Origin of the sequence: Cytobacillus sp. IB215665, from assembly GCF_033963835.1 — a bacterium.
GTDB lineage: Bacteria > Bacillota > Bacilli > Bacillales > SM2101 > Nanhaiella.
In genome coordinates, this window is sequence record NZ_JAXBME010000014.1 from 25,312 (window position 1) to 39,432 (window position 14,121).

The following is a 14,121-nucleotide window of genomic DNA, read 5'->3' on the forward strand; positions in this document are numbered from 1 at the left end:
TGAATGAAGTTCAATAAATCTGCAAAAATTCTTGCTAATATAAGAGCAAACGAATGGAGTGAATTGATCATGATGGGATGGCTCGATAGCTGCTCTGGTTTTCAAGGAGGAAGTATGATGATGCTAGGGATGTTTATTTTTTGGGGAGGCTTACTATTCTTGGGGTTTTATCTTTTGAAAAAATATCTGAATGGCAATAACCATTCATACCAACATCCGATAAATATTTTAAATGAAAGGTTTGCAAAGGGTGAAATTTCTGAAAAAGAATATGACCATTTAAAAGCAAAAATAAGAAGTAAATAACAGAAACTGCTTCTATCTTTCTTAAGTAGTTGAGCTTAACAAGTTTAAGTTGACAACTGAGTATTGTGGAAAATCAATGGAAGATTAGTAGATAATGAACTTAACCAAAGGGGTGAAAGGTTTGGGGAAGTTTCGGTTATTGACACTTATAATTGGGGGAATTTCTTTCATATTAGTTGGGTGTCAACAAACAACTTCAAATGACAATTCAACATCTATAAATATATTAGATATACCAAAGGAAACTCCAAATGAAGAGGAGGTTGTTACATTTGATATTATTGCTCAATCAACTGTTTGGGAAATAAAAGGTACACGATTTGAAGCTTGGACTTATAATAACGAAATTCCTGGAGAGGAGATTCGTGTAACCGAGGGAGATTTCATACGTGTTAATTTAAAGAACAACCTTGATGAGCCAGTAACGATTCATTGGCACGGCATGGTTCTCCCTAACATGATGGACGGTGTAGCTGGTGTGACACAAAATGCAGTGCAGCCTGGTGAGGAATATACCTATGAGTTTGAGGCAATAGAAGCAGGGACGTATTGGTACCATTCTCACCAAGATAGTGGTAATCAAGTAGATAGAGGTTTATATGGCGCGCTAATCGTTGAACCTATGGAGAAATCTTATGACCAAGATGTTGTACTAATGGTAGATGAATGGTCTATAGGTGAAAGTGGTGGAATGATGGGCCATATGTCCGGTGGCACACCTGGAGAGATGGACTCACAGATGACCTATGGAACCTTTACTGTGAATGGTAAAAGTGCCCCAAATATCGACCCTATTGTTGCTGATTTTGGGGAAAGAGTAAGACTGCGTCTAGTGAATGCTGGATATCAAAAACACTATTTTTATTTACAAGGGAACTCTTACAATTTAGTTGCAAATGACGGCAAAGAAGTAATTGGGGCACCGCTAACTTCTGATGTAATTGAGATAGCTCCTGGTGAGCGGCTAGACATTGAGTTTAACGCTAATCAGAGTAATAATTGGTATATTACTAGCGTGAATAATGTGGAAGGTGCCAACGATATAAGAATTCCTATCATCTTAAATCACGTTGAAAAGCAAGTGGAAGATATAGATCCTGTTGTAGAAGGGAAAAAGGAGTTATCACTTATTGATTTTACAAACATTGGTGAAATGGAGTCGATTATTAGCTCAGAAGCCGAGCCAGACCTGATATACGAAATGGATTTGAACGTTGGGATGGGTATGATGGCAGGTGGTATGACTTACAAGATTAATGGGAAAACATTTCCCAATACTGATCCTATTAAAGTTCAGAAAGGTGACGTAGTAAAAGTAACGATTACAAATAATAGTATGTTAGACCATCCGATGCATTTACACGGCCACTACTTTCAAGTGATAACGAGAAATGGAGAGACGTTAAAAAATCCATTAGTAAAAGATTTAATTAATGTTAAACCACATGAACAATACGAAATCTTATTTACTGCTGATAATCCAGGGGAATGGGTTTTTCATTGCCATGACCTTGTCCATGCTGGAAATGGAATGGTAACAGTTGTTAAATACAATGGATATTATTCACCATTTGAATTAGAAGGAGAGTACTTCAATAAACCCGAATAAGTTAATGTCATATAACGAGTTTCTTATTTTTATATACTCTCTGTATAATTATGGCTCTTTTCAAAAGGCTCTTTTCGTAAACTTTACTAAACAGTCTTCGTTTTATAGAAGAATAGTTGCCGGAAACCTAGTTGTATACGTGTTTGTTATTTCGTACGAAAAACAACATTCTATAAGAAAACAGCCATATTTATTGTATTTAGTGAGCATTAAAGTGTTAACTTGAAAATTAAAGGTGGTTTTGTTGTGTATGCTTTATTTAGTCAGATAAGTAATTTTTTTAGTCAGCCTTTTATGAATATTGCGTATAGCGTTGAAGGTATTCCGTTGGCATCTGCATTTGTTTTGGGCATTGTTGGTGCAATGGCACCTTGTCAATTTACAGGGAATATTGGTGCAATTACTCTTTACGGAAATCGTTCCATGCAAGAAAAACTTGCATGGAAAGAAGTGATCTATTTCATTATCGGGAAAATAACTGCATTTTCTTTACTAGGGTTATTAGTATGGTTGCTAGGACGTGAGTTTCAGCAAAGTCTAACCTTATATTTTCCTTGGTTTAGGAAAGTAATCGGTCCAATTTTAATATTAATGGGTATTTATTTAATGGGGTTTTTCAAAATGACTTGGAATTTGCAGCTAATTAAAATACCAGACAGTTATTTTAAAAAAAGTAAATTTGGCTCATTTCTAATGGGATTAAGCTTCTCCTTAGCATTCTGTCCAACGATGTTCATCTTATTTTTTGTTACATTAATGCCTATCGTTATTTCTACTTCTTATGGAGTTGTTTTACCAACTATTTTTGCTTTAGGTACGTCTATCCCTGTTCTAATAGCGATGTTTATAATATGGTATTTTGGCTTAGGTGGTTCATTAATGAAAAAAGGTAGAAAACTAGGGAAACGAATTCAAATGATTGCTGGCATCATCATTATTATAATAGGTATCTTTGATACAATAACTTATTGGGCTTAATCTATAGTCATAGCAGCAACAGACTGCTATGACTATTTTATTTGGGACATTTTTTAGTGGAAGTTATGTCATATGGTCAAAATAAAAGATAATTACAATATTTAAGTTGACAATTACCATAGGGGGGTATAGTATAAAAGTAAGAAAACAAAATAAGGTTATTAATTAAGAGTAAGCGGTAAAGGCTATTCAAATTTTACTTTAAGAGAAATTCCAATTATGGAAAGGGCGGGTTATTGATGATGAAAGGTAAAAAGACTCATCAAAATGTGGGTAATCCTGAAAGACATACACATCAAGAACATGATGACCATAAACAACATGGACATGTAGGACATAATCACCTGGAACATAATAGTCATAATCATAACGAACACGATGGTCATAAGCACCGAGAACATAATAGTCATAATCATAACGAGCACGATGGTCGTAAGCACCGAGAACATAATAGTCATAATCATAACGAACACGATGGTCATAAGCACCGAGAACATAATAGTCATAATCATAACGAGCACGATGGTCGTAATCATCAAGAACATAGTAGTCATAATCATAACGAACACGGGGGGCATAATCACCAAGGCCATGGAGGGCATAATCATGGGCATATGATTGCTGAATTTAAGAGGAGATTCTATATCTCTTTAATAGTAACAATACCAATATTAATTTTTTCTCCTATGATCCAATCGATTTTAGGGTATGAATTAAGTTTTTATGGAGTAAATTATGCTCTGTTTATTTTAGCAACATTCATTTTTTTCTATGGGGGAAAGCCTTTTTTAACAGGTTCTTACGATGAGCTGAAACAAAAGAGTCCTGGAATGATGACCTTAATAGCACTTGCGATTGTAGTGGCGTATATATATAGTACCTTGACTGTCTTTGGTTTATCAGGAAATAATTTTTTCTGGGAATTAGCCACCCTAATTGACATTATGTTATTAGGGCACTGGATAGAAATGCGATCAGTAATGGGAGCTTCTAAGGCTCTGGAAGAATTAGCGAAAATGATTCCTTCAGAGGCTCATCTGATAGATGAAAATGGAGAAATAACAGATGTTAATATTAGTCATTTAACCCAAGGAAATAAAGTTCTAGTAAAACCTGGTGAAAAGGTCCCTGTTGACGGAACTATTATTAAGGGGAACTCTTCCATCAACGAATCTATGCTGACAGGTGAATCAGTACCAGTTGAAAAAACAATAGACGATGGGGTGATTGCAGGATCCATAAATGGAGAAGGATCTTTAACCATACAAGTAGAAAAAACGGGAGAAGATAGTTATCTTTCCCAAGTAGTAAAGATGGTTAAAGAAGCCCAAGAGTCAAGATCCAAAACACAGGATTTAGCTAATCGTGCTGCTAAATGGTTATTTTATCTAGCACTAATTGCTGGGTTCGTCACATTGGTAACATGGTTATTGCTGGGGTACCCTTTTGTTTATGCGTTAGAACGTATGGTAACTGTAATGGTAATTGCTTGTCCGCATGCTTTAGGTTTAGCAGCTCCATTAGTTGTAGCTAGATCTACAGCATTAGCTGCAAAGCAAGGGTTATTAATCAGAAACCGTGCTAACTTTGAAGAAGCAAGAAATATTCAATCCATTGTCTTTGATAAAACGGGTACTTTAACCGAGGGTGAATTTGGTGTAACGGATATCATGACTGAAAATGGCTATGAAAAAAAGGATGTTTTACAACTTGCAGCTTCTCTAGAAGTATTGTCTGAACACCCGATTGCTAAAGGGATTGTTGGAGAAGCAAAAGCTCAAAAATTAACTTTTTATCAGCCAGATGAGTTTGAATCGATGACAGGTAAAGGGCTAAAGGGAATTGTAAAAGGTAAAGAGATTTTACTAGTCAGCCCTGGTTTTGTTAAAGCAAATAATATAAGATTTCAACAAGAAACGTTTGAGAGATTATCTGAGCAAGGAAAAACTGTAATCTTTGTATTAATAAATAGTGAAGTAGCTGGAATGATTGCACTTGCTGATAAAGTTAGAGAAAGTGCTGAACGTGCAATCGCACGTTTGAAGAATATCAATGTCCAATCGTTGATGTTAACTGGAGATAATTACAAAGTAGCTCAATGGGTTGGAAAGCAATTGAATCTAGATGATGTAGTAGCAGAGGTATTACCACATGAAAAAGCAGACAAGATAAAAGAACTAAAAGCAAACGGTTTAAAAATAGCAATGACAGGGGATGGGGTCAATGATGCACCTGCTTTGGCAAACGCTGATCTCGGAATAGCTGTAGGAGCAGGTACTGATGTTGCAATGGAGACTGCAGATGTTATTTTAGTAAAAAGTAATCCTGAAGATGTTGTGTCCATCCTTGAGCTTTCAAAATCAACGTATAGAAAAATGATTCAGAATCTATGGTGGGCAACGGGGTATAATATTGTTGCGATTCCACTGGCAGCTGGAATTCTATCACCAATAGGAATCGTCTTAAGTCCAGCAGTAGGAGCTGTATTAATGTCACTAAGTACTGTAATTGTTGCAATAAACGCACGATTGTTCAAAGGTTAAGATCGGAAAAATGCATTGATAAAAAATATTAATAAGTTAAGAAACGCCACTAAAGACTATATAGTTTTGAGATGGTGTTTTTTTTTGTAGGTGAAAGATTACCCAACACTTTTCTTTTGAAAAACTTTATAGTTAGTTCCAATCTTCATAAAAAATCTATAATTTTCTATTATAATAGCACTGTATTCGAAGGAGGGGACATATTTTAGGCTGTTTTCGCATTGATAGTTGTTTACGTGCTAAGAAATAAATACGGTATAACTCTAGTGAGTGGTACCTTTCTGCTATAAAACCAGATAATACTGGTTAGCAAAATAACAACAAAGAGTAGGAAACGGACCTTTATTTAAGCTAGTATGACTGGTTAGGATGAGTAGAAATAATTTAATGAAGAGAGGAATTTTTGATGAAACCCATATTTAGTATAGGTCCGCTTTCAATATATTTTTTCGGTTTAATGATAGCTATTGGTGTAATGGCAGGTTTAGCTATTTTAACTAGAGAAGCAAAACGTAGGGGACTTAATTATAAATTATTGATAGATGGTGCAATCTACTCTTTCATTGGTGGAGTAATAGGAGCTCGTATTATTTATGTATTCATGTACGATCCTATCTATTTTATTAATAATCCATTAGAAATTATATTCATTCATAACGGCGGACTCTCAATACATGGTGGTATTTTAGGTGGTCTTGCTGTTGGGTATATATTTATGAAGCGTCACAAGATGCCGATTTGGGAAACATTAGATATTGTCGCGCCAGCATTAATATTAGCTCAAGGGATTAGTAGAATTGGCTGTGATGTATTTGGTGGGCCAATTTCACAGGCATTACCTTGGGGAATGGAAGTAAATGGAGAGTATCTTCATCCATCTCAAGCATACGAATTTTTATTAGATTATTTGTTATTTGGGTACCTATGGTTACGCTTGAAAAAATCATCTTACCATGGACAAATCTTTATTCATTATTTAATTGGTTATATGATCATACGAGCAATTGTGGAATTCTCTAGAATTAACCCAATGATATTAGGGAGGATATCTGTTAGTCATTTAATGAGTATTGTAGGTATAATCATCGGAATATTCTTAATGAAGTATTTGAAACGAAGAAGCACTATTAATAATGATAATGTAATAACAGCAAAAGATTATTATAAAACAATATTAGCAGTAATTGTATTGATGCTTTTATCGGTCATTATTTATGTTGGGGTACAGGGGTGAAGATCAGCTTAATAGTTGAAAAAACACCTTTCACACAGTTGAGAACATATATGCATTTTATCTGCAGAAAAAACAATTAGCATATAAAGATATTATAAGAGGTTATGGTATCGAGATGGGAGTGATGATTCAGAAATTCATAAATAATAGTATATTGTTAGATCGGCCCTTTTCTAAAATTCGCCCTTTTCTAAAATTTTGTTTAAGTTATTAAATTGAATAGAATGGTGAAGCTATATGAACTTTCATCCTTAAAATAGTAGAAAAGAAGCCACTAACACCAGTTAGTATATACATTTAGTTTTAAGTACAAAAAAAATACACCGTTCAAAATTTACAGTCATTTGACATATGACTTCTTTATTAAAATTGATCTATGGGAGGTATTAATGATGGAATGGATTTTACTTTTACTGCTTCTTTTATGTCCATTATCAATGGTCTTTATGATGAAAGGTCATAATCATGGAAAACATCAACATGGTCATCGTCATGGGAAACATCAATTTGGTCATAATGCTACTGTACAAAGTGATTTATCGAGTGAAGAAGAACAGTCTTCTAGATTAGACAGCTATAAAGTTAAGCAATTAGAAGGTGAACTTACTATGTTAAGAGAACAACATGAATTGCTTAAAGAAAAATTTGATGACTCTATCGAAAGTAATGCAAAGAATAAGTAAAGCTGGAGAAGGAGTCAACAGGGTGAAGAATCTAATGATGTAGTTAAATAAATCGAACTACAAAGGAGATCATTGATAGAACCCTGTATACCAAGAAGCTCATGAAATCTCATTTGAGAACAGTATTGTAGAAACTCATGAAGGAATTAATTATCTATATAATAAACAAGAAACATTTAATTGTGAAATCTCATGTCAATCACTTTTAAAGTGGTGGATGTAATTAATATGGAAGCTACCCACCTTGTAAATGATTTACAATTAAATGATTGCAGGTTGATGTTGATTTAACTACTCATTCAGGTGATTTGACTGAATTAAAGCTAGATAAGAATATTTTTTGAGTAGATGATTAGCACAAAGTATGTGTTAGAAATTTTGTTATCCAAAGGTCAATTCAAGATTTTATCTTCAAATAAATAACTTTTATATAAATACCGTAGTTTTGGATTACATGTCTAGGTGATTTAAGTCGAATCATGTGATGTTTGTAGGGATATCTGTACTAGTTGCAATAGTAAATGCATATATTGATGTACATGCTATTAAACTAGGATGTGATAAATATGATTATGTCAAAAGCGTTATTAATGACAATTATAACACCACTCTTATTAACCTTTTATATTTCCTTATGCTTGGTAATACAAAGAAAAAACATAACAAGTATGACTAGTATGACGATTACAATGACAGTCGGTATGATGAATGGTTTGTTAAGTGGAGTGATCTTTGGGGTTTTTTTAAATGGAAATCTCTTTTTATCTACTGTCTTAGGAATGGGTGTTGGGTTTATATGCGGAAGTATGATTGGGCTACTGAATGGAATCATACCAGTATTAAATGGAATGTTGTCAGGTTTAATGGGAGGAATGATGGGAGCAATGTTAGGTGAGATGGTAATGGTTCAATATCAGGAATCAACCATCAAAATTTTTTTTACATTAGTGATTGTTTCTCTCATTCTAGCTTTAAATTTGTTGAATGATGAAACGCAAAAACCTTTCACTCAGCCCTTCAATAAAATGCTTGAACATCCAATAGCTTCAGCTATTATCCTTATTGGATTTTTCTATATATACAATAATATGGGACTAATAGTTAACACTGAGTCGTTACAAGTTGATTTAGATATAGAACATAATCACATAATTGATAATAGTGGAAATGTAGATTGAAAACGGAAGGAGAGCAGCTTAGTCATGCTGGTCTCTTTTCAATATAGGATTATACTTATCTGCCTATTGATCTTAAACCTTTTGAAAAACGGGAGATACTAATTTATATTTTAGGGAAAAATGCTGAATAGGGTGATCAAATGAAAAAACAAATTCTAGTTGTTGATGATGAAATTAATATGAGAAACCTTATTAAGATTCACTTGAGTAAGGATTATGAAGTGTACGAAGCAGATAATGGTTATGAGGGTTTATCGGTGGTAAAAAGAAAATACCAAATGCTTGACTTGCTCATTTTGGATATTATGATGCCACAATTAGATGGATGGGAAGTTTGTAAAGAAATTAGACAAAATCTAAATATATCAATTCCAGTTTTAATGTTAACTGCAAGAGATGAAGTAGCTGACCGAGTAAAAGGCTTAGAAATAGGAGCAGATGATTATTTAAGTAAACCTTTCGCTCCAGAAGAACTTCAAGCAAGAGTTAATGCATTGATACGTCGCTCTAGTGTATCCCGACATGAAAATAATTCCGAAGGCTTCCTAATCTTTGGGAACGGTATCCTGACAATTGACTCAACTAGTAGAGAAGTTCGGATTAATAATGTTTTAATTGATTTAACTCCGAAAGAATTTGAGCTTATTCATCTATTGGCATTACATCCAAACAAAGTGTATACACGAGATATTCTGTTAGATACTGTGTGGGGGTATAATGAACCAACTGAACTAAGAACGGTTGATACACATATTAAAAATATAAGGGTAAAGATGAAGAAACTACAGATTAGTTTTAATCCGATTAAAACGGTTTGGGGAGTAGGGTACCGGTTGAATAACCCTGACGAGAGTGTATGAAGAATTTTAACAGCATTACTTGGAAGCTCGGCTCTGTAATTATTATATTATTTATTATTATAGCAATTCCCCTCGTCTACGTAATCGATCGTTTATTTACTGACTTTTATTATAAACAAGTACATGACAATATTCATGAGCTGTCTAAACGTTATGCGTCTTCTCTTAATAACATTCAGGATGAGACAATCATTGAATTACTTCAACAGTTATCATTTCTAACAAATACTGAGATCATTGTTGTTGATGAAAATGGACAAGTTATTCTTGGTTCTTTAGAGACTACAGAACTAATAGGGGGAGGGCATCTTTCAGCCGATGATTTATCAACTCTTCGTGATGGTTATGATACAGATATAGAATATAGGAATAACAACATTCACTTTTTAGCATCCGGGAGTCCTGTTTTTTCAGATAATTCATTTTTGGGAGGTGTTTTTGTGTTATCTTCTGTTGATGATATACATAAATCCATTTCTCAAGTCCGTTCATTATTGTTTATCGCTCTTCTTGGTGCAATATTAATAGGTATAGGAATTACTTATTTTGTCACTCGAAAATTATCCAATCCGCTTCTATTAATGGAAAAAGCTACGAGGGAAATAGCCAAAGGGAAGCTAAAGACAAGAGTCAATGTACATTCATCAGATGAAATTGGTAAATTATCATCAGCCATTAATGACCTTGCAACTGAACTGGATTCATTTAGAACAAATAGAAGAGAATTCTTTGCAAATATAGCTCATGAACTTCGGACACCGCTATCTTATTTACATGGGTATTCCCTAGCATTAAAAAATAATTTATACATGGATGAACACGAAAGAAATGAATATTTATCAATTATAGAAGTAGAGACAACAAGGTTAACAAGGCTTGTTGAGGATTTATTTGACCTTTCAAAAATGGAATTAGGAAAAGTAGATGTATACACTGAATGGGTTGATATAGAGGAAATAGTTGAATCTGCAGTTTATAAAACAAGCATTCATGCAAAGAAAAAAGATTTATTAGTTAAAACATTTTTCAACGAGCATACGCCTCTTATATATTCAGATGGAGGCAAGCTAGAACAGCTGTTTATTAATCTTCTAGACAACGCTATCCGCTACACAAATCAAGGTGAGATTGAAGTAATTGTTAAAACTGAACGTGATAAATGTTTGATTGATGTTAAGGATACAGGTATTGGTATCCCACAAGAGGATATTCCATTTATATTTGATAGATTTTATAGAGTGGATAAATCACGTTCACGTACTATGGGTGGAACAGGTCTTGGGTTAGCGATCGTAAAAAATATAATTGACTTGTTGAACGGAGAGGTCAAGGTAACAAGCGAAATAAACAAGGGCACAACTATTAGTATTTCGTTGCCGATAGAGGTTGAAAAGGATAGCGCTTCATGAAGAAGAACTTAATTATACCTGGAGTATTAATTTTATTAGGAATTATTTGTTTTTCCATTGTAGTAACAACTTTAATTAAGCCGACAAGTATTCTTGATTATTTTAAGACATTATTTGAAATTTGTTTAATTGTGTTATGTCCTCTCATGATTTTTTCCGTATTTATAGTAATAAAATCAAAGTAAACGTATTTCTTTATAAAGTGCATTGTATGGGGGATTCGAAATTGTAGAGGCTCTTATTTTTGTTTAGGACCTTTCACATGCTCATAGTCACAGGGGAGGAAAGTAATCAATGACAATAGTCAATTTTTTTAATAGATGTAACGAATGAGAAAGAAGCATTAGGAATGACTATAAATAATCGTAAAAAAAGTATCCTTAAAACGCTGATAAATACAGCGTTTTTTTTTATATATTCATAAAATCTTTAAATTTTATTGGTACATTACAATAACGAGCAAGGTACTAAACAGGAGGTTGTTTATGGTAGGAAAGTTATGTGAGTGTGGGGAGCAAAATCAGGTAGGAACAGAGCTTTGTAGTCGATGTGGGAATCCATTAAAAGAGAGCGCAACAGATTTGATTAATATGCGATACGAAGGAACGGCAAGAAGGTCACAAGTCTATAATAAAACACCAATAGATAAAGCATGGCAGTTCTTTTCTTCTGTGAAAGTGGGGGTTTGGCTAATCATACTTTTGCTTCTCGCATCAATAATAGGAACCATTTTTCCTCAAGAAATATACATACCACCTAATATACCACCTTCAGATTTTTACAAACAAGAGTATGGGGTTTTAGGAGACGTATATTACCAGTTGGGCTTTAATAATCTTTACAATTCATGGTGGTACCTACTATTAATTGGTTTGTTAAGTATCTCTCTTACTGTAGCAAGTATAGATAGAGTAATCCCATTATATAAACAATTAAAAAATCAAAGAGTGACAAAGCATGTGAAGTTTTTAGAAAAGCAAAGATTATTGGGCATTACTTATATAGAAGAAAAGGATGTTGATTATACGCATGCTATAGAACGTTTACAATCATCACGTTATACAGTTAGAAAAGAAGGGGATAATTTACTTGCAGAAAAAGGTAGGTTTTCTCGTTGGGGTCCGTATGTTAATCATATAGGCTTAATTATCGTATTATTTGGGGGGATGCTTCGTTTTGTCCCTGGCTTTTATTTAGACGAAGTAGTTTGGCTACGTGATGGCGAAACAAAAGAAGTGCCTGGAACAAATGGAGATTATTATATTAAAAATGAGAAATTTATTCTTGAATTTTATGATGAGAATGATCCGAAATATAAAGAAGCGATAAACAATGCAGGAGGAGTAGTTCCAAAAAATTATCAAACGAATGCTATTTTGTTCAAGAATACTGGTTCAAGTATACCAGGTGTGGAACCCGATTTAGAGGAAATTAAGCGTGAACAAATTCGAGTTAATTATCCTCTTGAAATAGATAACTATGCACTATATCAAGTAAGCTATAAGCAAAATGAGTTTGAAAGCTTTGACTTTGCCGTAACTGAAAAAGCATCTGGAGAATCCTTTGGAAAATTTACTGTAGACTTAGTAAACCCAATAACTAAGTATCAGATTAATGAAACAATAGCTGTAGAGCTTATGAGTTATTTACCTGATTATGAGCTTGGTGAAAATGGCCCAATCACAAAATCAAAGGTCCCGAATAATCCTGCTTTTGCTTTTAATGTTATTGGTCCAAATTCATCCGAAGACGAGGTAAGTTTCCTATCCATTGGTCAAAACCTTGAACCGTTAGGTGAAAATAATTATAAAATTGAACTTGCGGGGGTTAAGACTAGGAATGTTACCGCACTTACAATCCGTAAAGATTTAACATTAGGTATTATTGGCTTAGGTGGATTTATTTTTATGGTTGGACTTGTTCAAGGTAGTTATTGGCAGCATCGAAGAATATGGATTCAGCGATTCGATGAAGAAGTATGGGTTGCTGGTCATACGAATAAAGGGTGGTTTAGCTTTCAGAAAGAGCTACGAAATGTATTTCAAAATACAGGTATTTCAGTTCCAATAGATCAATTAGAACAAAGGACAAGAGGGAAGAACGGGGAGGAAGAGAATGTTTCAGCTAAGTAGTCAATTATTAGGAATCTCGTTTTTTATATTCTTTATCGCAACTATTTTATTTTCTGCATCTTTTAAAACTCGTAAAAATAAAGATACAAAATTATCAAAAATAGAAAAAATGGCATTTATATTGACTATTTTTGGTTTCTTATTACAGGTTGCATATTTTGTGTTGAGGTGGATTGCTTCTGGGTATGCCCCAGTTAGCAACATGTTTGAGTATATGACGTTTTTTGGGATAACGATAGTTTTAGCATTCATTATTATATACCTAGTATATAAAACAAGTATATTAGGCGTTTTTGCTTTACCTATTGCTATGATCATCATCGCTTATGCCAGTGTTTTTCCTGATAACATGCAGCCGCTTGTACCAGCCTTGCAAAGCTACTGGTTAAAAATACATGTGACAACTGCTGCGTTAGGTGAAGGTGTTTTAGCGATTAGTTTCGTGGCAGGTGTGATTTTTCTAATAAAAACAGTTAATCAACAGAAGACGACAAAAGAAACAGTATTCTTAGAGCTAGTCATGTATGCTTTACTAAGTACAGTTGGTTTCGCTGGTGTTACTTTAATATTTAATACAATGAACTATGAAACTAACTATAGTTGGGTCAGCGAAACAGATGTAGAAACAACGATTACATATACGATGCCAGCGATCGTAGGCCCTCCAAACGGAACCCTTGAAGAATCTAACAATTCATATGTTGCTTTAGCTGAGGCTCCTTCTTGGATGAATGGGGTGAATGCACCAAGAAAGTTGAATTCCTTATTGTGGGCGTTATTAAGTGGATTGAGTTTATATATTATAACAAGATTAGTATTAAGGAAAAGAATAGGTGCCTTCATTCAACCAAAGCTAAAGAATGTCCGTGATGACCTTCTGGATGAAATAGGATACCGTTCTGTATTAATAGGATTTCCAATATTTACGCTAGGTGCCTTAATATTTGCGATGATTTGGGCACAAGAAGCATGGACTAGGTTCTGGGGGTGGGACCCAAAAGAAGTATGGGCTTTAATTACATGGTTATTCTATGCAGCATACTTACACTTAAGATTATCAAAAGGGTGGCAAGGGAAGAAATCGGCTTGGTTAGCAGTTATCGGTTTTATTATCATCATGCTGAATCTAGTTGTAGTAAATCTAGTCATTGCAGGTTTACATTCATATGCATAAATCGGTGAGGAGGTA

The 14,121-nt window shown here is 34.0% G+C and carries 11 protein-coding genes; all 11 read left to right on the forward strand.

The window, feature by feature from the left end; all coding sequences use genetic code 11:
- The first annotated feature begins 3 nt into the window (after positions 1-3).
- Positions 4-306 (forward strand): SHOCT domain-containing protein, encoded by a 303-nt coding sequence (locus SLH52_RS16030; RefSeq protein WP_320210283.1) that lies wholly within the window; start codon positions 4-6, stop codon positions 304-306.
- Between the two features lie 121 nt (positions 307-427).
- Positions 428-1,915 carry a multicopper oxidase family protein gene (locus SLH52_RS16035; RefSeq protein WP_320210284.1) on the forward strand — a complete coding sequence of 496 codons (1,488 nt, stop codon included), beginning with the start codon at positions 428-430 and terminating at the stop codon, positions 1,913-1,915.
- A gap of 246 nt (positions 1,916-2,161) precedes the next feature.
- The gene (locus SLH52_RS16040; protein ID WP_320210285.1) at positions 2,162-2,893 is read left to right on the forward strand and encodes a sulfite exporter TauE/SafE family protein; all 732 of its coding nucleotides are present in this window, start codon (positions 2,162-2,164) and stop codon (positions 2,891-2,893) included.
- Between the two features lie 239 nt (positions 2,894-3,132).
- Positions 3,133-5,436, forward strand: a complete 2,304-nt coding sequence (locus SLH52_RS16045; RefSeq protein WP_320210286.1) for a copper-translocating P-type ATPase — start codon at positions 3,133-3,135, stop codon at positions 5,434-5,436.
- Positions 5,437-5,842: 406 nt separating this feature from the next.
- Positions 5,843-6,670 carry a prolipoprotein diacylglyceryl transferase gene (gene lgt / locus SLH52_RS16050; protein ID WP_320210287.1) on the forward strand — a complete coding sequence of 276 codons (828 nt, stop codon included), beginning with the start codon at positions 5,843-5,845 and terminating at the stop codon, positions 6,668-6,670.
- A gap of 389 nt (positions 6,671-7,059) precedes the next feature.
- Positions 7,060-7,353 (forward strand): hypothetical protein, encoded by a 294-nt coding sequence (locus SLH52_RS16055; RefSeq protein ID WP_413785550.1) that lies wholly within the window; start codon positions 7,060-7,062, stop codon positions 7,351-7,353.
- A 566-nt stretch (positions 7,354-7,919) separates the two neighbouring features.
- Entirely contained in the window at positions 7,920-8,531 is a 612-nt protein-coding gene (locus SLH52_RS16060) for a hypothetical protein (RefSeq protein ID WP_320210289.1), read from the forward strand.
- A 140-nt stretch (positions 8,532-8,671) separates the two neighbouring features.
- A complete protein-coding gene (locus SLH52_RS16065) occupies positions 8,672-9,391 on the forward strand; it encodes a response regulator transcription factor (protein WP_320210290.1) in 720 nt (239 codons plus the stop codon).
- A complete protein-coding gene (locus SLH52_RS16070) occupies positions 9,388-10,800 on the forward strand; it encodes an ATP-binding protein (RefSeq protein WP_320210291.1) in 1,413 nt (470 codons plus the stop codon). Before SLH52_RS16065 ends, SLH52_RS16070 begins: the two co-directional genes overlap by 4 nt.
- A 485-nt stretch (positions 10,801-11,285) precedes the next feature.
- Positions 11,286-12,932 carry a cytochrome c biogenesis protein ResB gene (locus SLH52_RS16075; protein ID WP_320210292.1) on the forward strand — a complete coding sequence of 549 codons (1,647 nt, stop codon included), beginning with the start codon at positions 11,286-11,288 and terminating at the stop codon, positions 12,930-12,932.
- Entirely contained in the window at positions 12,916-14,106 is a 1,191-nt protein-coding gene (ccsB, locus tag SLH52_RS16080) for a c-type cytochrome biogenesis protein CcsB (RefSeq protein ID WP_320210293.1), read from the forward strand. Before SLH52_RS16075 ends, ccsB begins: the two co-directional genes overlap by 17 nt.
- Positions 14,107-14,121: the final 15 nt, after the last annotated feature.

Excerpts from the sequence above, each read along its gene's own strand:
- SLH52_RS16030 (WP_320210283.1), top strand. The coding sequence starts at position 4 with ATGAAGTTCAATAAATCTGCAAAAATTCTTGCTAATATAAGAGCAAAC.
- SLH52_RS16045 (WP_320210286.1), top strand. The coding sequence starts at position 3,133 with ATGATGAAAGGTAAAAAGACTCATCAAAATGTGGGTAATCCTGAAAGA.
- lgt (WP_320210287.1), top strand. The coding sequence starts at position 5,843 with ATGAAACCCATATTTAGTATAGGTCCGCTTTCAATATATTTTTTCGGT.
- SLH52_RS16055 (WP_413785550.1), top strand. The coding sequence starts at position 7,060 with ATGATGGAATGGATTTTACTTTTACTGCTTCTTTTATGTCCATTATCA.
- SLH52_RS16060 (WP_320210289.1), top strand. The coding sequence starts at position 7,920 with ATGATTATGTCAAAAGCGTTATTAATGACAATTATAACACCACTCTTA.
- SLH52_RS16065 (WP_320210290.1), top strand. The coding sequence starts at position 8,672 with ATGAAAAAACAAATTCTAGTTGTTGATGATGAAATTAATATGAGAAAC.
- SLH52_RS16070 (WP_320210291.1), top strand. The coding sequence starts at position 9,388 with ATGAAGAATTTTAACAGCATTACTTGGAAGCTCGGCTCTGTAATTATT.
- SLH52_RS16075 (WP_320210292.1), top strand. The coding sequence starts at position 11,286 with ATGGTAGGAAAGTTATGTGAGTGTGGGGAGCAAAATCAGGTAGGAACA.
- ccsB (WP_320210293.1), top strand. The coding sequence starts at position 12,916 with ATGTTTCAGCTAAGTAGTCAATTATTAGGAATCTCGTTTTTTATATTC.